The sequence below is a fragment of the Sinomonas notoginsengisoli genome, assembly GCF_021554725.1.
GTDB lineage: Bacteria > Actinomycetota > Actinomycetes > Actinomycetales > Micrococcaceae > Sinomonas > Sinomonas notoginsengisoli.
Genome location: NZ_JAIZDP010000018.1, coordinates 1 through 21,865 on the forward strand (window position 1 = coordinate 1; position 21,865 = coordinate 21,865).

At 69.1% G+C, this 21,865-nt stretch carries 21 protein-coding genes; 5 read left to right on the plus strand and 16 right to left on the minus strand.

The features are described from left to right. Positions 1–176 precede the first annotated feature (176 nt). Positions 177–1,712 (minus strand): CYTH and CHAD domain-containing protein, encoded by a 1,536-nt coding sequence (locus LF262_RS16395; protein ID WP_235781479.1) that lies wholly within the window; start codon positions 1,710–1,712, stop codon positions 177–179. Between the two features lie 143 nt (positions 1,713–1,855). On the opposite strand from LF262_RS16395, the gene LF262_RS16400 reads away from it, so the two are divergent. After that, positions 1,856–2,098 carry a three-helix bundle dimerization domain-containing protein gene (locus tag LF262_RS16400; RefSeq protein ID WP_235781480.1) on the plus strand — a complete coding sequence of 81 codons (243 nt, stop codon included), beginning with the start codon at positions 1,856–1,858 and terminating at the stop codon, positions 2,096–2,098. A 50-nt stretch (positions 2,099–2,148) separates the two neighbouring features. Here the strand turns inward: LF262_RS16400 and LF262_RS16405 are convergent, their stop codons facing one another. The 6 genes from LF262_RS16405 to LF262_RS16425 all read right to left on the minus strand — a co-directional run bounded on the left by LF262_RS16405 (position 2,149) and on the right by LF262_RS16425 (position 8,576). Continuing rightward, the gene (locus LF262_RS16405; protein ID WP_235781481.1) at positions 2,149–4,038 is read right to left on the minus strand and encodes a bifunctional sugar phosphate isomerase/epimerase/4-hydroxyphenylpyruvate dioxygenase family protein; all 1,890 of its coding nucleotides are present in this window, start codon (positions 4,036–4,038) and stop codon (positions 2,149–2,151) included. Beyond that, positions 4,038–4,985, minus strand: a complete 948-nt coding sequence (locus tag LF262_RS16410; RefSeq protein ID WP_235781482.1) for a shikimate dehydrogenase — start codon at positions 4,983–4,985, stop codon at positions 4,038–4,040. The genes LF262_RS16405 and LF262_RS16410 overlap by 1 nt, the downstream gene beginning before the upstream one ends. Positions 4,986–5,082: 97 nt before the next feature. Next, positions 5,083–5,205 (minus strand): hypothetical protein, encoded by a 123-nt coding sequence (locus tag LF262_RS17050; protein WP_268933996.1) that lies wholly within the window; start codon positions 5,203–5,205, stop codon positions 5,083–5,085. A 37-nt stretch (positions 5,206–5,242) separates the two neighbouring features. Beyond that, the gene (locus LF262_RS16415; RefSeq protein WP_235781483.1) at positions 5,243–6,013 is read right to left on the minus strand and encodes an enoyl-CoA hydratase/isomerase family protein; all 771 of its coding nucleotides are present in this window, start codon (positions 6,011–6,013) and stop codon (positions 5,243–5,245) included. Then, complete coding sequence (locus LF262_RS16420; RefSeq protein ID WP_235781484.1) at positions 6,010–7,260, minus strand: CaiB/BaiF CoA transferase family protein; 1,251 nt, start codon at positions 7,258–7,260, stop codon at positions 6,010–6,012. The genes LF262_RS16415 and LF262_RS16420 overlap by 4 nt, the downstream gene beginning before the upstream one ends. After that, a complete protein-coding gene (locus tag LF262_RS16425) occupies positions 7,257–8,576 on the minus strand; it encodes an MFS transporter (protein WP_235781485.1) in 1,320 nt (439 codons plus the stop codon). Before LF262_RS16425 ends, LF262_RS16420 begins: the two co-directional genes overlap by 4 nt. 226 nt (positions 8,577–8,802) lie before the next feature. Between LF262_RS16425 and LF262_RS16430 the strand changes: the two genes are divergently transcribed. The 3 genes from LF262_RS16430 (at position 8,803) to LF262_RS16440 (ending at position 12,251) form a co-directional block, all read left to right on the plus strand. After that, entirely contained in the window at positions 8,803–9,681 is an 879-nt protein-coding gene (locus LF262_RS16430) for an IclR family transcriptional regulator (protein ID WP_235781486.1), read from the plus strand. 115 nt (positions 9,682–9,796) lie between these two features. Continuing rightward, the gene (locus tag LF262_RS16435) at positions 9,797–10,771 is read left to right on the plus strand and encodes a LacI family DNA-binding transcriptional regulator (protein WP_235781487.1); all 975 of its coding nucleotides are present in this window, start codon (positions 9,797–9,799) and stop codon (positions 10,769–10,771) included. 115 nt (positions 10,772–10,886) lie between these two features. Next, on the plus strand, positions 10,887–12,251 hold the full coding sequence (locus tag LF262_RS16440) for an MFS transporter (protein ID WP_235781488.1): 1,365 nt from the start codon (positions 10,887–10,889) through the stop codon (positions 12,249–12,251). A 150-nt stretch (positions 12,252–12,401) separates the two neighbouring features. Here the strand turns inward: LF262_RS16440 and LF262_RS16445 are convergent, their stop codons facing one another. From LF262_RS16445 to adh, 9 genes are all read right to left on the minus strand, one after another. Next, the gene (locus tag LF262_RS16445) at positions 12,402–14,213 is read right to left on the minus strand and encodes a glycoside hydrolase family 15 protein (protein ID WP_235781489.1); all 1,812 of its coding nucleotides are present in this window, start codon (positions 14,211–14,213) and stop codon (positions 12,402–12,404) included. After that, on the minus strand, positions 14,210–15,274 hold the full coding sequence (locus LF262_RS16450; RefSeq protein ID WP_235781490.1) for a glucose 1-dehydrogenase: 1,065 nt from the start codon (positions 15,272–15,274) through the stop codon (positions 14,210–14,212). Before LF262_RS16450 ends, LF262_RS16445 begins: the two co-directional genes overlap by 4 nt. A 136-nt stretch (positions 15,275–15,410) precedes the next feature. Beyond that, positions 15,411–15,695 carry a muconolactone Delta-isomerase gene (locus LF262_RS16455; RefSeq protein ID WP_235781491.1) on the minus strand — a complete coding sequence of 95 codons (285 nt, stop codon included), beginning with the start codon at positions 15,693–15,695 and terminating at the stop codon, positions 15,411–15,413. An 11-nt stretch (positions 15,696–15,706) separates the two neighbouring features. Further along, positions 15,707–16,468, minus strand: coding sequence for an alpha/beta hydrolase (locus LF262_RS16460; RefSeq protein ID WP_235781492.1), 762 nt, complete (start codon positions 16,466–16,468; stop codon positions 15,707–15,709). Between the two features lie 143 nt (positions 16,469–16,611). Next, positions 16,612–17,100 (minus strand): bifunctional diaminohydroxyphosphoribosylaminopyrimidine deaminase/5-amino-6-(5-phosphoribosylamino)uracil reductase RibD, encoded by a 489-nt coding sequence (gene ribD / locus LF262_RS16465; RefSeq protein WP_372462796.1) that lies wholly within the window; start codon positions 17,098–17,100, stop codon positions 16,612–16,614. Continuing rightward, a complete protein-coding gene (locus LF262_RS16470) occupies positions 17,097–17,756 on the minus strand; it encodes a GTP cyclohydrolase II (RefSeq protein WP_235781493.1) in 660 nt (219 codons plus the stop codon). Before LF262_RS16470 ends, ribD begins: the two co-directional genes overlap by 4 nt. A gap of 96 nt (positions 17,757–17,852) precedes the next feature. Continuing rightward, positions 17,853–18,257, minus strand: coding sequence for a DUF779 domain-containing protein (locus LF262_RS16475; protein WP_235781494.1), 405 nt, complete (start codon positions 18,255–18,257; stop codon positions 17,853–17,855). Between the two features lie 5 nt (positions 18,258–18,262). Continuing rightward, positions 18,263–19,285, minus strand: coding sequence for an alcohol dehydrogenase AdhP (adhP, locus tag LF262_RS16480; protein ID WP_235781495.1), 1,023 nt, complete (start codon positions 19,283–19,285; stop codon positions 18,263–18,265). Between the two features lie 241 nt (positions 19,286–19,526). Then, on the minus strand, positions 19,527–21,050 hold the full coding sequence (gene adh, locus LF262_RS16485; RefSeq protein WP_235781496.1) for an aldehyde dehydrogenase: 1,524 nt from the start codon (positions 21,048–21,050) through the stop codon (positions 19,527–19,529). A gap of 212 nt (positions 21,051–21,262) precedes the next feature. On the opposite strand from adh, the gene LF262_RS16490 reads away from it, so the two are divergent. Next, on the plus strand, positions 21,263–21,739 hold the full coding sequence (locus tag LF262_RS16490) for a nuclear transport factor 2 family protein (RefSeq protein WP_235781497.1): 477 nt from the start codon (positions 21,263–21,265) through the stop codon (positions 21,737–21,739). Positions 21,740–21,865: the final 126 nt, after the last annotated feature.

A 21,865-nucleotide genomic window follows, 5' to 3' on the forward strand; every position in this document is an offset into this window, starting at 1 on the left:
CTCCCTGGATGGTTAGCCGAGATTCGACGAGCCGGCTGGGCCGGGCGGCGGCGACAGTCAGGGCGGCCGGACGGCGACGCCCGGTGGGGACACGGCAGGCAGGTGAACTGCAGTATGTGCTGCAACTCCATTCCCCACGGCAGCGTACACCGCGGGCGGGGTCCTCGTAGGGTTGGTTAGGAACGCCGCAGTGACTTGGGGTGGAAGGCGGTCCAATCGCTGGAGAACTGAGCGCGGGCCTCGTCTGCGCGCGTCTGCTCCAGCGCGTGCAGGCGCCCGAAGCTGAACGCGTTGCCCCCTTCCGCATAGGCCTGGACCGCCAGCTCCCGCAGGAGGCCTCGGCTCAGGACGCTGTCCTGGAGTTCCCCGAGCGTCTCCTGGATCTGCTCGGCGGCCCTGGCCAGGCGCTTGGCGCGTTTGCCGTGGACGGAAGCTGCCGCTTCCGCGGCATACCGCAGGCGTTTGGCGCTCTTGCGCACCTCGTGGAGGGCCGCATCGACCGCCGCCTGCTCCACCTCGGCCGCGTCCTCTGCAGCCTCCGCGGCGTCGACAGCCCTGCGGAGTCGGCCGGTGTCCTTGGCAACCCGGCGGGCCACGGCCTTCACGGCGTTCTTCCCGCCGGCCTCGGTCAGTGGCGGGTCGGCCAGGAAGGCGTCGATGGCATCCAATAGGCGGAAATACCTCACGCTGTCCATGGCTTCGAGCCCCGAGGCATGCGCCTGGCGGTAGCGTGCGCCGGATTCCTCCTCGATACGCTGTGCCACTGGGCCCATCAGCAGGTCAGACGGCTCGGCCGCGGTCATGTCCTTCAGCCGCTCGCGCGTGACCTCGACGTCGCGCGCCTGCCCCACCGTACCCGCCATCCACTTCAGCTCCTGGCGCAGGTGGTCCGCCGTGGAGGTGTCGATGAACTTCCTATAGGTCGTCAGGACCGAGCGCATCCGCCGCGCGGCCACCCGCAGCTGGTGCACCGCGTCCAGCTCGTCCAGCCGCACTCTAGGATCGACCCTCTTGAGGGCATCGGTCTGCTTCTTGGCGTAGGCCAGCAGGACCGTCCCGGCCGGTCCCTTGCGCTTTGGCGTGGGTTTCGGTTCTCTCCCCCACGGGTAAGCGGGCCCGAGCGCGCGGGCGAGCTTCGACGGAGCATGGGCCGGTGTGACTCCGGCATCGGCGAGCAGCGCGTCGACCGCCTCCAGCAGCTCCGGGGCACCATCGACCAGCTCGATCTCCCATTCGCGCCAGCTCTGCAGCAGTCCGGCGTCCAGCGGGGCCTCCGACTCCACGTGGTCATCGCTGAACTCTGCCAGGACCACGCGGTCCGCGCCGAGCAGGGGGACGGTGGTGCGCCGGGTCGTCAGCTCGGCGACTGGGTGCAGGGCCCGGTCGCGGACGTGCACCGCGACCAGCTGCCGGATCCGCCGCGGCACGGCGTCCGTGTCCGAGCCCACGGGCTCGGTGATCTCGGTGCGTGCGCCCGCGCCCGCGGGGAGCTTGAGATGCCACCCCGCGTCCACTCCCCCAGTGCGGCGCCGCAGGGTGATCCCGTGCGCCGCCAGCGTCAGGTCCTCGGTGTCGAAGTACACGGCCTCCAGATGGTGGGTGGCCGACGGGCCGAGCTGTGCGACGTCCCGGAGTTCGGTGAACTGTGGGACAGGGGCGTCTCGGTCCACGTCGTACTTGCGCCCGACCTCGAGCGCGTCCTGGCCAGCCATGGTTTAAAGCCTAGACCGGTTCTCCCGCAAGCGCACCGGCCGAAGGGCTCCTCTTGGCGCCGCAAGGCTGACCCGACGGGGCTGACCGACCAGTGCGGCGCCAGTCCGTGACGAGAGCACGCCCCGGAGTGGATCATAGGAGGATGCATCAGAGTGAAGCCCAGGCTCTGGCCGGCGTGCGTGCCCGGCTGGCAGAACAGTTTCCCGACCTTGGCCAGGAAACCGTGGCCGAGGCCGTGCACACCGCTCACGCCAAGATGACCGGCCCCGTCCGGGACTACGTGCCGGTCCTGGTCGAGCGCACCGCCCGCGAGCGCCTCTCCAAACGCCTTGGCCATCCCCCGCTCCCAACCCCGGCTCCACCCGGAGCACTCCCCCAGCACTGAACTCCACGCCCCGCCTCACGCCGAAGCTCTGAGCGCCCCACGCAGGCAAGTCAGCCAGCGTGCCGCACCGCGAACTGCGCGGCATGCCGCACGGGAGCATTCGGCGCCCCGAAGCCGTCGTAGCCGTCGATCCGCTGCACGGCCTCGAAGAACACGCTGCCCACGGCCGCGGTGTAGAAGTGGAGGAACTCGCCCCGCTCGTCGCGGTCGTAGAGCAGGTCCAGCTCGCGGAGCCGGGCCATTAAGGACGGCTCGAGCGCGAACCGGGCGTCGAGGTCCTCGTAGTAGTTCTCGGGGATCCTCAGGAACGGCAGCCCGCGCCGCCGGCACTCCGCCGCGTACGCGATGAGGTCCGGCACCTCCACTGCGATGTGCTCGAGGAACGTGTCCTGCAGCGTCCCGCGGACCGAATCGGACTGGATCCACGGCGCGAGGTTCAGCGCGAGCCGCACCGCCCGCCCCGTCGCGGTCTCCTCAGTCTGCATCACCTGCGAGCGCACCAGCCCGGCGGGGCTCGAGACATCCTGGGAGGCCGCCGGCGTCAGCGCGAGCACCGACGAGTAGAACAGCACCGCCTCGTCGAAGTGCTGCCACGGCTGGCCCAGGTTGATGTGGTCGATCCGAGCGCCTCCCCCAGCGGCAGGCGAGGAGACGGACGACGCCGAGTGGTCGCCGTCGTACGCCCCCTCACCGGACGCCTCGCCGAACTCCCCGACCCACGCCGTGTCCTCGCACAGGAAGACCTCCGTGCCATCCGGCGCCTTGACGGCCTGGAGGATCTCCTCGTTGGCCTGCGAGGGCCGCGGCACGGGGACGGCCTTGAGCTGCACGGCGCGCGCCACGGCGGCGACGGCGTTCTCGACGTCGAAGCCGAGGGCCGAGATGCCGGGGGCCACCCCTGCGGCGCCTTGGCGGTTGAGCACGATGCGCGCGTCGCCGAGCGTCCACAGCGCCACGGGCTTGGTGCGATGCTCGCCCCGGGCCTCGAAGCCGAGCTGGGTCAGGAGCCGCTCGAGTGCGCGAGGATCCTCTGCCTTGACCTCGGCGAAGTTCAGCCCCGCGGGGGGCGCCACCTGCGGGAGTGTTCGCAGGGGCATCGTGAAACGCGCGTCCCGGGCCGCGCCCGTGAGCTGCGCGGTGCGCTCCTCGAGCCAGATGAGCGAGCGCATCGCGTCCACGGCGGTCCTCTCCACGTCGGACTGGCGGAACGTGTCGTTGAAGACCTCAAGGGACACGGGGCCGTTGTAGCCCGCCCGTGCTACATGCCCGAGGAACGCGGGCAGGTCGAACTGCCCCTCCCCCGGGAAGACGCGGTAGTGGCGGCTCCAGGACAGCACATCCATGGAGAGCTTGGGTGCGTCGGCCACTTGGACGAAGAAGATCTTCTCCCCGGGGATCGACTCGATGCCCGAGGGGTCCGCGCCCCGCGAAAGGATGTGGAACGTGTCCAGGCACGTGCCGAGGCTCGGGTGATCGGCGTCGGCCACGATCTTCCAGGCGTGCTCGTAGTCGTTGACGTACGTGCCCCACGCGAGCGCCTCGTACGCGACCCGCACACCGTACTGCGCGGCGAGCTCCGCGAGGCCGTGCAGCTGCTCGGCGCGGAGGGCGTCGTCATCGATGGTCGCGGTGGACACATTCGAGCACACGAGGATCGTGTCGATGCCGAGCCGGCCCATGAGCCGGAACTTCGTCTCGGCGCGGCGCAGGTTGGCGCGGTACAGCTCGTCCGCGACGGAGTCGAGGTCGCGGAACGGCTGGTAGAGGTCGAGGCCCAGTCCGAGGTCCACGGCGAGGAGCCGCACGTCTTCGGGACTCAGGGACGAGGTCACGAGGTCGGTCTCGAAGATCTCGACGCCGCCGAAGCCGGCCTTGGCGGCCGCATGCAGCTTCTCCTCGAGCGTCCCGGAGAGGCAGACGGTGGCAATCCCCGTGCGCATCAGGCAGCCCCCGCCCCGACGCCGGTGCGAGCTGCGGCGGTCTCGCTCCTGGCTTCGTCCCTAGCGTCGTCTCTGGCTTCGCCTTCGACGAGCTCGAGGAAGTGCGCGCGCATCCGGTCCGCGTCCGGCTCGAGGCCCGTGAAGATGCGGAACGCGTCCACGGCCTGCCCCACGGCCATGCGCCCGCCATCGAGCACGCGGCATCCGGCGGCACGCGCGTCGAGGACCAGCTGCGTCTCGATCGGCCGGTACACGATGTCCGCGACCCAGTGGCGCGCCTCGAGCAGCGCGGTGTCGAACGGCGTCCCCGGATGCGCGGCCATCCCTATCGGGGTGCAGTGCACGACGCCGTCCGCCTCCTTCAGCAGCGAGGCGAGCTGCGCCGTCGTGCGCGCCTCGACGGACGCCCCCGGGAAGAGCTCCGACAGCTCGGAAGCGCGGCTCTGGGCGCGGGAGGGGTCGACGTCCACGATCGCCAGATGCTCCACGCCGGCGGTGAGCAGGGCGTACGCCACGGCGGAGCCGGCGCCGCCCGCTCCGAGCTGAACCACCCGGCCGAGGGCTGCCTCGGGCAGGCCCGAGCGGAAGGCGGAGAGGAAACCGGACCAGTCCGTGTTGTGGCCGACCGTGCGGCTGTCGGCGCCAATGACCACGGTGTTGACCGCGCCAAGGCGGGCGGCGTCGGCGTCCACCTCGTCGAGGTGCTCGATCACGAGCTGCTTGCACGGATGCGTGATGTTCAGGCCGTTGTAGCCGAGGTTCCGCGCGGCGCGGACGAGGTCGCCCACGGACTCGGGCGCGAGGCCGAGGGCGGCGATGTCGATGGGCCGGTAGAGGTAGAGGAGGCCATGCGCGGCGCCCTCGCGCTCGTGCATCGGTGGGGTCAGGGACGGGAGGACACCGTCCCCGATCAGGCCGATCAGGTAGGACTCGCTGGGCAGGCTCATGGGTCTCCTCGCGCTGCTGGCTCCTGTCGCACCGGTGTGACCCAGCGAACAATTCGTTGCAGAAAAATCATGACTCGTTGCAGCAACAATGTCAACGTCAGGAGGGTGGGCCAGGCCCGGCCATGAGGTCGGCTTCAGCGGCGGCGATGCGCTCTACGAGGCCAGCGTCCACCAAGGTGTCGAGCAGGTAGGTCAGCGGATGCCCGTGCGCCTGGGTCATGTGAGACGGCCACATTCGTGCCACGTACCGCTGCGAGTCACAACCTCGGCCGGTCGAAGAAAGCTGCGATGCGGGGCGGGAATTCCTGCGCATCCACCGCAGGGCCGGGCGGCTCACGGCGTGCAGGGCCCGTGAGCGGCTGCAGCCCGCGCTCGACGGCCGCCTTCGCGGCCCGCAGGGACGCCGGCGCGAGGCTGCCCCACTGGGCGAGCAGCCGCTCGACCTCCGCCTCGACCCCGCCCTCAGGCACCAGCGTGCTCACGAGGCCCATCCGGTGCGCCTCCTCCCCGCTGAGCATGCGGCCGCCGTAGAGGAGATCCTTGGTCTGGGACGGCCCGATGCGCAGCGCCATCCGGGTGGCGAAGGACGCCGAGGGCAGGATGCCGAGGCGCGAGATGGGCATTCCCACCTGGGCCGTGGCCGCGGTGACCTGCAGGTCGCATGCGAGCGCGAGCTGGCACCCGCCCCCGGCAGCAACCCCCTCGACAACAGCGACGGTCGGGACAGGCAGATCCTCGATGGCACGCAGCGCCTGCTCGAGCTGCCAGAAGCTGCGGTCCACCTCGGCCATGGGCGCGTGCTCCCATTCGCGCAGGTCAGACCCGGCGCAGAACACGCCGCCCCGGCCGCGCAGCACGACGGCGCGCAGCCCCCTCCGTGACGCGAGGGCAACTGCCGCCCGCTCGAGCGCCTCCCAGTGCTCCGTCCGCAGGGCGTTGAGCCGCTGCCCGGCGCCGAACCTGACGACGGCGACCGAGCCGTCGTCGTCGACCGTCACGTCCGCGGGCTGCACCGCGACCCCCGTCACCCGAGCGCCCCTTGGGCGCGAAGGCGCTCGAGATCGGCCGGGCTGTAGCCGACGGCGGCGAGCACCGCGTCGGTGTGCTCGCCGAGCAGCGGCGGCGGCGTCCGCACGGCCGCCGGGGTCCTGGTGAGCCGGATCGGACAGCCGAGGGTCTTGAGCCGGCCAGCGGTGGGGTGCTCGACCTCGGCCACCATCCCACGGGCGAGGACCTGCGGGTCCCGAACCGCCTCCGCGACGTCCTGGATCGGCCCGACGGGCACGCCGGCGGCGTCGAGCGTGGCGAGCCAGTCCGCCGTCGTCCGCTCCCTCAGGATGTCCTCGATCAGCGGGATCAGCTCGTCGCGGTGGGCCACCCGCACGGGGTTTGTCCTGAAACGCGGGTCGTCGACCAGCTCGGGGCGGCCCAGCGCGCCCGTGAACCGGCGCCAGAGGCCGTCATTTCCCACGGCGATCATGATCCAGCCATCCTGGGTGGGGAACGCCTGGTAGGGGGCGATGGTCGGGTGGGCCGAGCCGTACCGCGCAGGGACATCGCCACTGGCAAAGTAGCCGCTGGCAACATAGGTGAGCCACGAAACCGAGCCGTCGAGCAGGCTGATGTCCACCCACTGGCCGCTGCCGGTGCGCTCGCGCTCGTGCAGTGCCGCGAGGATCCCGATCACCGCCCACGTCCCGGCGATGAGGTCGGACCCGCTCATTCCCATCCGCACCGGCGGCCCGTCAGTCTCCCCGGTGACGCTCATGATCCCGCTGCGGGCCTGAGCGATCGCGTCGTATCCGGCGCGTGAGGCCTCTGGCCCGGTCTGGCCGTAGCCACTGATCGAGGCGTAGATAAGGCCTGGGTTCTCGGCAGAGAGCTCCTCGTAGCCGAGGCCCAGCCGCTGGGCCGTCCCCGGGCGGAAGTTCTCCACCACGATGTCGGCCCTGCGTGCGAGCCGCCGCACGGCGGCCAGCCCCTCCTCGGACTTGAGGTCCACGGCGAGGCTGCGCTTGTTGCGGTTGACAGAAAGGTAGTAGGCCGCCTCCTCGCCCTGGAAGGGCGGCCCCCACTGCCGGGTGTCGTCGCCGTGGCCGGGCTGCTCGACCTTGATGACGTCGGCGCCGAGGTCGGCGAGGGTCATGGTCGCGAAAGGCCCGGACAGGATACGGCTCAGGTCGAGCACCACCAGGTCTCGCAGGGGGCCCGCCGCGGACGCGCCCCCCGCCCCCTGCGCAGCGTCAGGACGGACCCCAGAGCCGTGCAGGGTCATGCGCCCTTTACCCTGCCGTGGGACGCCACGCCCATGGGCGCGGCCGTGCTCCTCTTTGGAAGGAGCAGGAGGGCGCCCATCGCGACGGCGCAGCAGATGATGATGTAGATGGAGATCGCCGTCGACTCTCCCGTCGCCTGCAGCAGCGCGGCCGCGATGAGCGGCGCTGGGCCGCCGGCGATCACGCTCGCGAGCTGGTAGCCCATGCCCGCGCCCGTGTACCGGATGTCCGCGTCGAAGCTCTCAGCGATGAGCGCCGCCTGCGGCCCGTACTGTACGTCGTGGAAGATGAGGCTCACCACCACAGCGAGGGCGATCAGGAAGGAGTCGCGCGTGTTGAGCAGGCCGAAGTACGGGAAGGCGTAGAGGGCAGTGCCCACGATTCCGATGCCGTAGACGAGTTTCCGGCCGAAGCGGTCGGACAGTATGCCGAAGACGGGAATGCTGATGAGCCCCAGCCCGGCGGCTATGAGGGTGTCGACGAGGATCGCATCGCTGCTGGTCTTCAGCTGCTTGGTCACGTAGGTGATGACGAACGTGATGAAGAGGTAGAACGGCGCCTGCTCCGAGGTCCGGACCAGGGCCGAGAGGAGAATCTCCTTGGGCTGGCGACGGAAGGCCTCCATCAGCGGGACGGTGACCACCTTTTCGGCCTTGCGGACGGCCTCGAACTCGGGGCTCTCGACCACACGCATGCGCACGAACAGGCCGACGCCGACGAGCAGGATGCTCAGCAGGAACGGGATGCGCCACCCGTAGGTGACGAAGTCGGCACCCGTGGTCCCCGAGAAGAGCCGGACGAGCCCCGTCGAGAGGATGAGGCCCATAGGCACACCCATCTGGGGCCAGCTCGCGGAGAGCCCGCGGCGGTGCTGCTGGCCCCATTCCATGGCGATGAGCACGGAGCCGCCCCACTCGCCGCCGACGCCGATGCCCTGGACGACGCGCAGCACCGTCAGCAGGATCGGAGCCCAGACGCCGATCACCTGGTAGGTCGGCAGCACGCCGATCAGCACGGTGCCGAAGGCCATGAGGAACAGGGTGACCATGAGCGTCGTCTTGCGCCCGATCCGGTCACCGTAGTGCCCGAAGATCGCCGCGCCGACGGGGCGTGCGACGAAACCGACGAACTGGGTGCCGAAGGCCGCGATGACTCCGGCGAAGCTGTCCTGTCCTGGGAAGAACAGCTGCGGGAAGACCAATGCTGCCGCCGTCCCGTAAAGGAAGAAGTCGTACCACTCGATGGTCGTGCCGACGACGCTGGCGTATGTCGCGCGCTTGACGGCCTGCTCCCGGGTTACTTCTCGAACACTCATCAGTCCTCCAGTGGCATGATGCGGGGTCCAGTGGGCCCTGTCTTCGGGGCGATCTCCCGGCTCGTCGTCGAGCTCTTACTACTCGTCATCGAGCTGTGAAACCCGTATGGTGATGTGCGTACCCATAATCCGGGTCACAGAATCCAGGTGTCAACGGTTTTCTTCAAGAACATGTGAGACGGGCCACGGAGGCGGGCCCTGGGTGCCGACGAGGAGGGCGTCACCGGTGAAGGCGAAGGAATCGAGCAGCACAGGCGCACCCCTCCTGGTGCTGGCAAAGGTCTCGGCGATCCTCGACTGCTTCTCGGTTGAGGTGCCCGAGCCCACGCTGCAGCAGATCATCCACGGCACCGGCCTGCCCGCGAGCACGTGCCAGCGCCTCGTGCAGAACATGGTGCGGGAGGGCTTCCTCGACAAGGAGGGCGACAGGTACCGCATCGGCATCCAACTCGTGCGCTGGGCCACGCCCGGCACGATCGGCCTCGACATTGTCGGCACCGTGCGGCCCATCCTCCACGCACTCCGCGACGAGACCGGGGAGACGGCGTGCCTCTACGTGCGCGATGGCGCGTACCGTACGGTCGTCTCGGTCGCCGAGACCCGGCACGTCGTCATGCGCCCGTTCTACGTGGGCCAGGTGATGCCCATCCACGCGGGCGCACCGGGCAAGATCTTCCTCGCCTTCGACCCCGACGCGCGGGTGGCGATCCAGGACGCCGAGCTGACGAGGTTCACCGCGCACACGCCGGACAGCTGGGAGCAGCTGGACGAGCAGGTGGAACTGGCACGCTCCCAGGGGTTCTTCGCAGCCTTCGGCGAGCGCAACAGCGACGTCGGGTCCATCAGCGCCCCGGTCTACAACCACGCCGGAGACCTCGCGGCCGTGCTGGGCGTCGGCTTCCCGGTCCAGCGGGTGGGACCGGACGACGTCGAGCGGCTGGGTCCGGCCGTCGCACGCGCCGCCCGCGAAGCGAGCGAGGCGATGGGCTACCGCGCACCGCAGCGGCATCCTGCGGCGCCCCGCCCTCGTCGCGTGCGCGGAGCGGCGGCGCCCGCCGACTCTCGGCCGCGGGAGCATAGCCCAGCTTCGGTCTCTCCCTCCTGACTGCATCGGATCAGAAGTTTTCTGCAACGTCTTGACGTGTTGCAGAAACGATGTCACTCTGGAGTGGTTGCTGTGATGGCGACCACACCGAGCGAACCGGAACAAGGAGGTCCCGATGGCCACGATCACTGACATTGCCAGCGCCGCCGGCGTCTCCAAGTCCACGGTCTCCCGCTCGTTCACGCGTCCCGAGTCGGTGAACACCCAGACTCGGGAGCGGGTCCTGGCCGCGGCCGCACAGCTGGGCTACAACGCCACTCCGGCCAAGGCCGAGTCGACCGGGACCATTGCCCTGTACATCCCGGACATCTCGAACCCCTACTACCCCCCGCTCGTGCGCGCGGTCCAGTCCTCGTGCCGGCGGCAGGCGCTCTCGCTCATCATGGTCGACGGCGACGACGACCCTGAGGCGGACGCCGAGGAGCTCGAGCGGATCATCGGTCGCGTGGACGGGGCGATCATCTTCGCGCCCCGGCTGGATGCCGCCCGCATCCACGCGCTGGACGCGGTCTCGCCGGTGGTGCTCATCAACCACGTGGTCGAAGGCCTGCCCTCGGTAGTCCTCTCCGCTCCGGAGGGGGCCCGCCAAGCGGTCGAGCACCTCGCCGCGCTCGGCCACCGTTCCATCGCCTACCTCGCCAGCTGGGAGGAGAACTACACCTCCCGGGTGCGCCTCGCAGCCGCCGAGGAGGCTGCCGATCACCTCGGCGTGACCCTGCGCGTCCTCACCCACGCCGACCCCACGTACACCGCCGGCGTCCGCGGCGCGGACCTCGTCCTCGCCGAACCGGTCACGGCAGTGATTGCCCACAACGACCTCATGGCCTTCGGGTGCATGAACCGCTTCGCTGACCGGGGCCTACGCCCCGGGAAGGACGTCAGCGTCGTCGGGTTCGACGACATCTGGCTCGCCTCAGCCTCGAGGCCCACACTCACCACGGTGAACACTCCGTACGAGCGGGGAGGCGCCGTCGCCCTCCGCATGCTGACCGAGCGGATCGGCGACCCCGACCGCCCCGCCAGCACCGTCCACCTGTCCGGGGGCCTCGTGGTCCGCGAAAGCACTGGCCCGGCCCCGGCGCTCCCTTGACCGACTAGCGCCCCCTGCAGACCTCCCGTTCCTTTCCGTTCCTTTCCGTTCCTTTCCGTTCCTTTCCGTTCCTTTCCTTTCCCGTTCCTCCCGTTCTCCAACGAAAGGCGAACCCATGAGCAGCATCCCTGACCGCTCCTCCGGCATCGTCGATCCCGACATCACCACGCCCCAGGAACAGGCCAATCGCCTCCGGCGGGCCAAGAAGGCCGCCCTCGCAGCGTTCCTGGGCGGCGCCCTCGAGTACTACGACTTCTTCGTGTACGCGACAGCCGCATCGCTCGTGTTCTCGAAGATCTTCTTCCCCGCGGGGGATCCGGTGGTTGCGCAGATCTCCTCCTTCGCGACCTTCGGCGTCGCCTACATTGCCCGGCCGTTCGGGGCCGTCGTGTTCGGCCACCTCGGCGACCGGATCGGCCGCAAGAACACGCTGGTCCTGACCCTCGTGCTCATGGGAGCCGCGACGTTCCTCATCGGCGCACTGCCGGACTTCCGCGCGGTCGGCTACCTCGCGCCGGTCCTGCTCGTGGTGCTCCGCCTGCTCCAGGGCCTCTCCGCCGGCGCCGAGACCGCCGGGGCCTCCGCCCTGACCATGGAGGAGTCCCCCGTCGGACGCCGCGCGTTCTTCCCGTCGTTCTCGATGAGCGGCATCTCCACCGGCATCGTGCTCGCCTCGCTCGTGTTCCTCCCCGTCGCCGCGATGTCCGAGGCCGACCGCCTCGCCTGGGGCTGGCGCATCCCGTTCTGGTCCTCGATCGTGGTCCTCATCGTCGCGTACCTCGTGCGGCGCACGCTCGAGGAGCCGATCGTCTTCGAGGAGAAGGCCCAGCACCACGACCTCGTGAAGCTGCCGTTCCTCGAAATGTTCAAGACCCACCCGGCGCAGTTCTTCCAAGTGGCCCTCATGTCCTTCGAGACGGTCACGAACACGTTCATGCAGTCCTTCGGCCTCGCGTATGCCGTCTCCGTGGGCATCCCGGCCTCGACCATGCTCTGGGTGAGCGTCCTCGGCAACGTCATCGCGATCGCCACGCAGCCGCTCAGCGCCTACTTCGCAGACAGGTTTGGCCGCAAGCCGATCTTCATCGCGGGCATCATTGGTTCCGGCGCCCTGATCTTCATCTACTTCTCGGCGATTTCCACCGCGAACATCCCGCTCGTGTTCATCGTCTCGACGCTCATCACCGCCGGCACGTACGCGATGTCCAACGCGATCTACCCGGCCTGGTTCGCGGAGCTGTTCAACGTCCGCGTCCGCTACTCCGGCATGGCGATCGGGCTGCAGATCGGCATCCTGTGCGCAGGCTTCACGCCGCTGCTGGGCACCGCGCTCGTGGGCGGTACTCCCTCCAACTGGGGCCCGGCCGCATGGATCGTGGCAGGCTCAACGATCCTGGCGCTCATCGGCGCCGTTTGGGCCCGCGAGACCTTCAGGACGCCGATCCACGAGCTGGGGAACAAGGTCCGCGGCTCGAAGTAGGCAGCCTCGTCCTGACCGCCTGACCCACGACGGCGGGTGCGCTCCCCTTGCGGGCCGCGCACCCGCCGTCGTGCTCCCCCTCTCCCCCGTTGAGGGGTCATGTCCCAACGATGAGGGGTCATGTCCGGGGCCCACTCCCTTGATCACTTCTCAGCGCTTCTTGCCCGAGCCGTCCCCCTCCACGGGCGCGTCGCTGCCGTGGGCATCGCCATGGTGGAGCTGCATCGCGGTGGTGATCAGCGCGAAGTGGCTGAACGCCTGGGGGGTGTTTCCTAGCTGCCGCTTGGCGTCCGGATCCCATTCCTCGCTGAAGAGGCCAAGATCGTTGCGGAGGTCGAGGAGGCGGCGGAAGAGCTTCTCCGCCTCGCGCTGGCGGCCGGCTCCGATGAGCGCCTCCACCATCCAGAAGGAGCAGGCCACGAAGATGCCCTCCTTGCCCGGAAGGCCGTCATCGCTCGCCTCAGGACGATAGCGCAGCACGAATCCATCGTGGGTCAGCTCGCGCTGGATCGCGTCGATGGTCCCGAGGACCCGGGGGTGGTTGTGGGGCAGGAAACCGACGCGGGGGATGAGCAGGAGGCTCGCATCAAGCTCCTTGCTCCCGTAGGACTGAACGAAGGTGTTGCGTTCAGTGTCGAAGCCGTGCTTCATCACATCGGCGTGGATCCGGTCGCGGACGTCCTCCCAGCGGTCCGCCGGGCCCGGGAGGCCCGCGTTCCTGACACCCTTGACCATACGATCGGCGGCTGCCCAGGCCATGACCTTGGAGTGGGTGAAGTGGCGGCGCGGGCCGCGCATCTCCCACAGCCCGTTGTCCGGCTCCTGCCAGATCTTCTCGAGCTGCTCCATGATCGCCGTCTGCACGTCCCACGCCTCGTCGCCATCGCCCACGAGGGCGTTGCGGGTCAGGGCCAGGCCGTCAAGGACTTCGCCCCAGACGTCAAGCTGAAACTGGCCTGCTGCTGCGTTGCCCATGCGGACGGGGGCCGAGTTCTCGTAGCCGGGAAGCCAGTCGAGCTCCGTCTCAGTGAGGCGGCGGGCGCCGTGGAGCGAGTACATGATCTGCAGGTCGGCGGGATCGCCGGCGACCGCCCGGAGCAGCCAGCTTCGCCACGCCGCGGCCTCCTCGGTGTAGCCGCCGGCGATGAGGGACTGCAGCGTCCACGTGGCGTCGCGCAGCCAGCAGTACCGGTAGTCCCAGTTCCGGGGGCCGCCGATCTGTTCGGGAAGCGAGGTTGTGGCTGCCGCGACGATACCGCCGGTCGGCATGTACGTGAGGGCCTTGAGCGTGATGAGTGAACGCTGGATCTCGTCCCGGAAGGGACCCATGGCCCTGCTCCTGCCGGACCACTCCTTCCAGTACTCCTGCGTCCCCCTGAGGACCTTCTCGGGGTCCACCTCGCGGGGCCGCTTGAGGTGACTGGGCGCCCACGTGAGCACGAACGGGATTCTGTCCCCCTCCTCGACCGTGAACTCAGCCACGGTGCGGAGATGGTCCCCGTGGACGGGCACGGTGGTGGACAGGTAGGCCGAATCCGGTCCGGCGACGGCGTGCACCCCCGAGCGGCTGCGCCGCACCCACGGCACGATGTGCCCGTAGTCGAACCGCATCGCCAGGTCCATCCGCATCTTCGCCGAGCCGCTCATGCCCTCGACGATCCGCACCACGTCCGCCACGCCGTCCCGGGGAGGCATGAAGTCGATGATCCGGACGGTCCCCTCGTCCGTCTTCCACTCGGTCTCGAGGACCAGCGTGTCGGGCCGGTACTGCCGGTGTGTGCAGCACTCAGCGCCGTCGGGGGCTATGCGCCACCGGCCGGCGTCGGGATCGGCGAGAAGGGCCGCGAAACAGGCCGGTGAGTCGAAGTTGGGCAGGCAGAGCCAGTCGATAGACCCGTCCTTGCCCACAAGGGCCGCTGTGTGCAGGTCCCCGATGATGGCATAGTCCTCGATACGGCTCACCGGGAGGCCGCCTCGAGGTCCAGGACCACCTTCACGTCGTTGTCGTGCCGCTGGAAGGCTTCGGCGAAGTCGTCGAGCGGCACGCGCCGCGTGATGAGGCGGCCGAGCCAGGATCGGTCGGCGTCCTTGAGGGCCGTCGCGGCCTCCTCGTAGTGGGTGCGGTTGGCATTGACCGAGCCGAAGACCACGTCGTTGCCCAGGACCGCCTCCCGGTTCGCCGCACCCACGTCCACGGGCATCTTCTTGCCGGTTGAGGACACTCCCGTGAGGCACGTGACGGTGTCGAGCCCGTGGGTGGTGATGGTCTCCATCACCACCGAGGGGACACCGGTGCACTCGATCAGGACATCCGCGAGCACGCCCGAGTCCGTGAGGGAGTCCGAGTGGTAGGTCGCCCCGAGGCTGCGCACGAGATCCGGCTTAGGCCCGTCCTTGACCATGTCGTAGACGTGGACCTCAAGCCCGCGCTGCCTGCCCAGGAGCGCGGCGAGAAGCCCCACAGGCCCCGCACCCGTGACCGCAGCGACCTTCGGGTCGAAGAACGCCCGTTTGCCGATCGCCTCGGCATGCTGCCACGCCTTCGCGACGATGGTGGTCGGCTCGAGCAGGACGCCCACCTCGGCCAGCGCGGGGTCCAGCGTGACCAGGGCGTCCGGGTCTGCGCGGTAGCGTTCCCGGGCGAATCCATGCCGGCCCTTGATGCCGTGCTCGGTGTACTTGCCGTTGCGGCACATGTCCCACTGGCCCGCTGCGCAAGCCTCGCACGGCACGGGGTCCGGGCGGCGCACAATGCCCACCACAAGGTCTCCTTCGGAGAATCCCGAGCCAGCAGGGGCGGAGCGCACGCGGCCTAGGTTCTCGTGCCCGAGGACAAGGTGGTCGCTGCCGGGCGGCGCCTCGCCGTACTCTCCGGACACGATCTCCTTGTCGGTCCCGCACAGGCCCACGGCCAGGGTCTCCACCAAGACGCTACCCTCAGACTGGGGCGGCTCCTCCATGTCCAGCAGTTCCAGGGAGTCCTTCACGCCCGGCGTCACGCCCAGAGCCTTCACCGCAGTCACCTCGCTGATATCGCACCTTGAAGATTGCCAGCCTGTGGAGGCGTTGCCCGATCCGGTGCGCGTGAAACCCCGGCCTACTGTGCGCACATCACTCCCCACCCGGTCGAACAGGAAGCGTTCTCGGGGCCCCGGCTCGCTAGGGCTGGATCTGCTGCTCTTGAGGGTGGGTGGCCATCGCCTCAACGGTGATGCTCAGCCACTGGAAAGTCGGAAGGCCGGAAAGGACCTCGTGGAGAACCGTGGCGTCTTCAGCCTCGTACCAGCCGACCGCCGTCCGCGTCCCTGGCACCCGCCAGAGGCGGCGCAGGATTCCACGTTCGCGCAACTGCTGGGCGTACTCCCGCTCGGCCGCTTTGATGCGTGAGGTTTCCTCGGGCGTGAGCGCCGGCATGTTGTTCTGCTGCCGTACCAGGAATTCCATGTCATCTCCTTCTATCCCCTCGTGCTGGCCTGGTCGGACTGGCGGAGGTGCTGCGCCAACAGTTCCGGATCCGTGACGAGGACCTCGTGGTCGGCGTTGAGCTCTGCGACCTTCCACCCAGCGCTGGCCGCGCGCCCGGCAAAAGGCGTGAACGGCGTGGACCAGCCGGTGCATAAGAGGTATTCGCCCGCGGAGGAAAGGTCGTCCAACCCGTGCGGGGCGGCTTCCATGTAGGTCTTCGCCGGCTGTGGTGTGAGCCTCGGAGTGAGCTCCTCGATGAAGTGCCGGTCCGTGACCCCCAGGTTCTCGACGGGTCGCGGGTCGATCACGAGCCCATCGTTCTGCCGGGCGGATTCCCGGTAATGGGAGGCGGCCCGTTCGGGAAGGAGGTCAATGGCGGTCTCCCCCGCCTGCGGCAGGAAACCGTCCACGATGACCAAGCGCTTGATCCTGTGCGGGATCTCGGCGGCAACGCCCGTCACGACCATGCCCGCGTAGCTGTGCCCGACGAGGACGATGTCCTCCAGCTGTTCGGTCTCGATCGCAGCCTTGACGTCCTCGATGTGGGTCAGGAGTCCGACCTCGGGAGTGAGGAGGTGCGCCCGGTCGCCGAGCCCCGTCAGGGTCGGCGTGAAGACCCGAGCCCCCGCGCTCTCGAGCAGCCGCTGCAGCGGTCGCCAACACCAGGCTCCGTGCCACGCGCCGTGGACGAGCACATAGGTCTCCACGGGATCGCCATGCCCGCCTCGGTCATGCCTGGTCGATGGTTCCATTGGATTCCTCCCAGCCAGTGGGCGACCAGCTGACGTGAGGCTCGAGGGCCGGCAGGTATACCCAGACATTGCCGATCATGCCACGCCGGAGATAGCGTCCAGTGGATTGCTGCGCCCAGGACGCCTCCGCGAGGGGGCGGAATTTAGGCTCCCAGCAGGAGCCCCTCGAGCCAGGCCGCATTGAGTTCGCGGGCCTCGGACTCGAGCAGCCCGGCCTCGACTTCAATCCCCGCCGCCCGGAGCGTCTCCGCGCCGCCCTGCGCCACCGGGTTCGGGTCCGAGAGCGCGTAGACCACGCGGGCCACGCCGGCGGCCATGAGCGCCCGCGCGCAGGGGCCCGTCCGGCCGGTGTGGTTGCAGGGCTCAAGGGTCACGATTGCTGTCGTGCCCCGCGCCGCCTTGCCCGCCTTCCACAGCGCGTCTGTCTCGGCGTGCGCCGTCCCAGCGCCGCGGTGGAAGCCCTCGGCGACCAGCGCGCCGTCGTGCGTGAGGAGAACACACCCGACGCGCGGATTCGGGCCTAGCGGCACGCCGGGAGCCGCGGCCAGCCTCAGGGCGCGGCGCATCGCCTCGGCTTCGCTCAGCCGTACGACGCCGCCCGCCTCCTCGGGCGCCCGGAGAACCTCGGTCATGCGGTCACCGCCAGGGCCAGTACGGCGTCGAGGTCGATGCTGTGGGAGGTGTGGTCCCGCTTGGCGGCGAGGTAGCGGACGTTCGCGGACGACGCGTGGACCGCGGTCGGGATGCGCTCGGATACGGTGACGCCGAGCGCGGCGAGCTGACGCGCCTTGTCCGGATTGTTGCTCAGGAGCCGGATGTGATCTGCGCCGACGGCGGCGAGCATCTGTGCGGCGGCCGTGTAGTCGCGCTCGTCCTCACCGTGGCCGAGCGCCGTGTTGGCCTCGTAGGTGTCGAGGCCCCGGTCCTGGAGGGCATAGGCGTCGAGCTTGGCATAGAGGCCAATCTCACGCCCCTCCTGGCGCAGGTAGAGGAGGAACCCACCGGCGTCGGTGATGCGCTCGGCTGCCTCGCGCAGCTGGGGGCCGCAGTCGCAGCGCTGCGAGCCGAAGACATCGCCGGTGAGGCACTCGCTGTGCGGTCGTACCAGCGGCGCGGCGCCGCCGTGATGCGAGCGGGCCAGCGCCGCGTGCCAGTCGCCGAGGCCGAGGAGGAGGTGTTCCTTGCCGTCGGCGAGACCGTGGAAGGTGACGACGTCGGCTGTCGTCTCGTATCCGTCGGGGAAGCGGATCGGCACCCTGACCTGAGTGCGGACGGTTGCGGTGGTCATGGAGTCTCCAATGCTTGAATCTTCAATCAAGACTAGGGAAGCTTCATTGAAGCGTCAAGCATCGCGGTGTGACCGGCAGAACAGGAACGCGCCGCGCTACGGGATGTCCAGGATGTGGCTCCTGATCAGGAACCTCTTGCCCTCGGGGGCCTCGAGGGAGAAACCGCTCCCGCGGCCTACCACCACATCCACCGTGAGGCGCGTGTGGGACCAGTACGAGAACTGCTCGCGGGACATCCAAAACGGAAGCTCGCCCCGCCCGGGGAGGTCGAAGACGCCGAGGAGGGTATCGGCGTCGCCCGTAATGAACTCCCCCGCCGGGTAGCACATGGGCGCTGAGCCGTCGCAGCACCCACCCGACTGGTGGAACATGAGCGGCCCGTTCCGCTCCCACAGGGAGTCGATCAGGGCCAGGGCCGGCTCGGTCAGCGCCACCCGGGAGAAGTCCTCTCCCGGGCGCGCTGGTCGGGCCTCGAGTACAGCTTGAGGCTCGGCGTCCATGGCGATCAGTACTTGATGACCACGCGGCCGTCGATCTTGGCGTGGTGCATCTCGTCGAAGACCTGGTTGATCTCCGTCAGGTCCCGTGTGTGGAACGTCGGGTGGATGAGGCCGCGCGCGTAGAAGTCGAGCGCCTCCTCGAGGTCCTGGCGCGTGCCCACAATGGAGCCGCGGATGGTGAGTCCCTTGAGCACGATGTCGAAGATCGGGGCCGGGAAGTCGCCCGGGGGCAGGCCGTTGAACACGATGGTCCCGCCGCGGCGTGTCATGCCGATGGCCTGGCCGAATGCGGCCGGGTGCACCGCGGTGACGAGCACGCCGTGGGCGCCGCCGGTGGCCTTTTGGATGGCCTCCGCCGGGTCCTCGGCGAACGCGTTGACCGTCACCTCGGCGCCGTGCTTCTTGGCCAGCGCGAGCTTCTCGTCCGCGACGTCCACCGCCGCGACGCGCATGCCCATCGCCACCGCGTACTGCACCGCGATATGCCCGAGGCCGCCGATGCCCGAGATGACGACCCACTCGCCCGGGCGCACCTCGGTCTGCTTGAGGCCCTTGTACACGGTGACGCCGGCGCACAGGACGGGTGCGATCTCATACGGGTCCGCGCCCTCGGGGATGCGGGCAGCGAACTTCGTGTCGACGAGCATGTACTCCCCAAACGAGCCGTCCACTCCGTAGCCGCCGTTCTGCTGCGACTCGCACAGGGTCTCCCAGCCGGTGCGGCAGTACTCGCACGTGCCGCACGCGCTCCACAGCCACGCGTTGCCGATGAGGTCGCCGACGGCGACGTCCGTGACGCCCTCGCCGAGCGCGACGACGGTGCCGACGCCCTCGTGCCCGGGGACGAGGGGGAGCTTGGGCTTGACTGGCCAGTCTCCCTGCGCAGCGTGGAGGTCGGTGTGGCAGACGCCGCTCGAGATGAGCTTCACGAGCGCCTGGCCCGGGCCGGGCGTGGGGATCTCGAGCTGGTCGATGGCGAGCTCGTCGCCGAACGTACGGACGACGGCGGCCTTGAAGGTGGTGCTCATGGTCATGCTCCCTTGCATGTGTTGGTCGGGTGGGCGGGTTGCACGAGAGATTGGCCGGGCCTCAGTCGGATTCCGACCGTGATTGCCGGCCTCCCACGGCGAGTCTCGGCGGCACGCCGTGGGATTCGCTCCGTCCGCGCGCATTGTTGGTCGGAATCGCGCCGGAAGCGGGCTGGACGGTAGGTGCGGCACACGACGGCGGCGGGGTGCCGCCGTCGTGCGCCCCGCCTGGCGTGGGGGTTTAGAAGAAGCCGAGCTTCGACTCGGCGTAGGAGACCAGGAGGTTCTTGGTCTGCTGGTAGTGCTCGAGCATCATGAGGTGGGTCTCGCGGCCGATGCCCGAGGACTTGTAGCCGCCGAACGCGGCGTGCGCCGGGTAGGCGTGGTAGTTGTTCACCCACACGCGACCGGCTTGGATGTCGCGGCCAGCGCGGTAGGCGGTGTTGCCGTCGCGGGACCAGACGCCCGCGCCGAGGCCATAGAGGGTGTCGTTGGCGAGCTCGAGGGCTTCCTCGTAGTCGGAGAACTTCGCGACCGAGACGACCGGGCCGAAGATCTCCTCCTGGAAGATGCGCATCTTGTTGTGGCCCTCGAACACGGTGGGCTCCACGTAGTAGCCGCCCGAGAGCTCGCCGCCGAGGTCCGCGCGCTTGCCGCCGGTGAGGACCTTGGCGCCCTCGGCCTTGCCGATCTCGATGTAGGAGAGGATCTTCTCGAGCTGGTCGTTGGAGGCCTGCGCGCCGATCATCGTCTCGGTGTCCAGCGGGTTGCCCTGCTTGATCGCCTTGGTCCGCTCCACAACATCACCGAGGAACTTCTCGTAGATGCCCTCCTGGATCAAGGCGCGGGACGGACAGGTGCAGACCTCGCCCTGGTTGAGGGCGAAGAGCGTGAAGCCCTCCTGGGCCTTGTCGTAGAAGGCGTCGTCCTTCGCGGCGATGTCGTCGAAGAAGATGTTCGGGCTCTTCCCGCCGAGCTCGAGGGTGACAGGGATGAGGTTCTGGGACGCGTACTGCATGATCAGGCGGCCCGTGGTGGTCTCGCCGGTGAAGGCGATCTTGCGGATGCGGGGGCTCGAGGCCAGCGGCTTGCCGGCCTCGACGCCGAAGCCATTCACGACGTTGAGCACGCCGGCCGGGAGGAGGTCGGAGATGAGCTCGGCCAGGACGAGGATGCTCGCCGGGGTCTGCTCGGCGGGCTTGAGCACCACGGCGTTTCCAGCCGCGAGCGCGGGGGCGAGCTTCCACGTGGCCATGAGGAGCGGGAAGTTCCACGGAATGATCTGCCCGACCACCCCGAGCGGCTCGTGGAAGTGGTAGGCGGTGGTGTTCTCGTCGATCTGGGAGAGCGAGCCCTCCTGGGCGCGGATGGCGCCGGCGTAGTAGCGGAAGTGGTCGACCGCGAGCGGGAGGTCCGCGGCGAGCGTCTCGCGGACGGGCTTGCCGTTGTCCCACGTCTCGGCGACCGCGAGCAGCTCGAGGTTCTCCTCGATGCGGTCCGCGATGCGGTGGAGGATGAGCGCGCGCTCGGCGACGGATGTCTTGCCCCAGCCGGGGGCGGCCTTGTGCGCGGCATCGAGTGCCAGGTCGATGTCCGCGGCCTGCGAGCGGGCGACCTCGCAGAACACCTTGCCGGTGACCGGGGTGATGTTTTCGAAGTACTCCCCGCCGACCGGGGCTACCCACTCGCCGCCGATGAAGTTCTCGTAGCGGTCCTTGAAGGTGACCTTGCTGCCCTCGGTGCCGGGGAATGCGTAGACGGTCATGGCGAAACTCCTTTGTCTCTTCGTTGCCTTGCCGGCGGCCGGTGGTGCCAGCCGTGGTGCCGGTGTGTCGGCGTTGAAGCGAGCGTAGGAGTGCGGGGGTTGCGGACGCGTTGCAACGATGTGGCGCGGATCACAGAACGTGCTGCGGGACCTTGCGCTGCGGGCGTCCGGAGGCCTCCAATGGAGGCACCTTCGGCGGAGGAGATGGGGCCATGAGTGAGCGCGACGAGTTCCTGGACTGGGTCGGCACGCGCCTCAAGGACGCGGAGATCGCGCTCCACAATGGCGATGCCGCGCCCCGTTTCGCGATCTGGTCCACGCAGGAGCCGGTGACGATCCTCGGCGCTGCCAAGAATGTGGTCGGTTCGGAGGAGATCGGCGACGCGTTCCGTTGGCTGGAGGGCAGGTTCTCAGACTGCACTCACTACTCGTTCGAGATTGTCGCCGCCGAGGTTCTGGGGGACATGGCCTACACCTCCGGGTTCGAGCACGTCCAGACAGCCGTGAACGGGGTTCCTCGCGCCTTCACGCTCCGGGCAACGCAGATCTACCGCCGTGAGGACGGGGAGTGGAAGGTCGTGTACCGGCACGCCGACGAGGTCCCCTCTCCCGCGGAGCCCGGGACCACCGGTGGGCTGGGCTTGGAGAAGGACGTCGGGCCGTCAGCCTGGTGTCACAGATTTGCTTAGGTTACTTTCAGTCCGCCCGGACCTTACGTACTCGACGGGCAGCGCGTCACGGGCGCCATCCGGATCAGCTCGGATGTCAGCGATCTCCTCGAGCTCGTGGTGCTCGCGGAGATTCTGGGGTGTTGG

Bases quoted from the DNA above. Each gene is read 5' to 3' on its own strand.
- LF262_RS16395 (WP_235781479.1), bottom strand. From the start codon at position 1,712: ATGGCTGGCCAGGACGCGCTCGAGGTCGGGCGCAAGTACGACGTGGAC.
- LF262_RS16400 (WP_235781480.1), top strand. From the start codon at position 1,856: ATGCATCAGAGTGAAGCCCAGGCTCTGGCCGGCGTGCGTGCCCGGCTG.
- LF262_RS16405 (WP_235781481.1), bottom strand. From the start codon at position 4,038: ATGCGCACGGGGATTGCCACCGTCTGCCTCTCCGGGACGCTCGAGGAG.
- LF262_RS16410 (WP_235781482.1), bottom strand. From the start codon at position 4,985: ATGAGCCTGCCCAGCGAGTCCTACCTGATCGGCCTGATCGGGGACGGT.
- LF262_RS17050 (WP_268933996.1), bottom strand. From the start codon at position 5,205: ATGACCCAGGCGCACGGGCATCCGCTGACCTACCTGCTCGACACCTTG.
- LF262_RS16420 (WP_235781484.1), bottom strand. From the start codon at position 7,260: ATGACCCTGCACGGCTCTGGGGTCCGTCCTGACGCTGCGCAGGGGGCG.
- LF262_RS16425 (WP_235781485.1), bottom strand. From the start codon at position 8,576: ATGAGTGTTCGAGAAGTAACCCGGGAGCAGGCCGTCAAGCGCGCGACA.
- LF262_RS16435 (WP_235781487.1), top strand. From the start codon at position 9,797: ATGGCCACGATCACTGACATTGCCAGCGCCGCCGGCGTCTCCAAGTCC.
- LF262_RS16440 (WP_235781488.1), top strand. From the start codon at position 10,887: ATGAGCAGCATCCCTGACCGCTCCTCCGGCATCGTCGATCCCGACATC.
- LF262_RS16455 (WP_235781491.1), bottom strand. From the start codon at position 15,695: ATGGAATTCCTGGTACGGCAGCAGAACAACATGCCGGCGCTCACGCCC.
- LF262_RS16460 (WP_235781492.1), bottom strand. From the start codon at position 16,468: ATGGAACCATCGACCAGGCATGACCGAGGCGGGCATGGCGATCCCGTG.
- ribD (WP_372462796.1), bottom strand. From the start codon at position 17,100: ATGACCGAGGTTCTCCGGGCGCCCGAGGAGGCGGGCGGCGTCGTACGG.
- LF262_RS16470 (WP_235781493.1), bottom strand. From the start codon at position 17,756: ATGACCACCGCAACCGTCCGCACTCAGGTCAGGGTGCCGATCCGCTTC.
- LF262_RS16475 (WP_235781494.1), bottom strand. From the start codon at position 18,257: ATGGACGCCGAGCCTCAAGCTGTACTCGAGGCCCGACCAGCGCGCCCG.
- adhP (WP_235781495.1), bottom strand. From the start codon at position 19,285: ATGAGCACCACCTTCAAGGCCGCCGTCGTCCGTACGTTCGGCGACGAG.
- adh (WP_235781496.1), bottom strand. From the start codon at position 21,050: ATGACCGTCTACGCATTCCCCGGCACCGAGGGCAGCAAGGTCACCTTC.
- LF262_RS16490 (WP_235781497.1), top strand. From the start codon at position 21,263: ATGAGTGAGCGCGACGAGTTCCTGGACTGGGTCGGCACGCGCCTCAAG.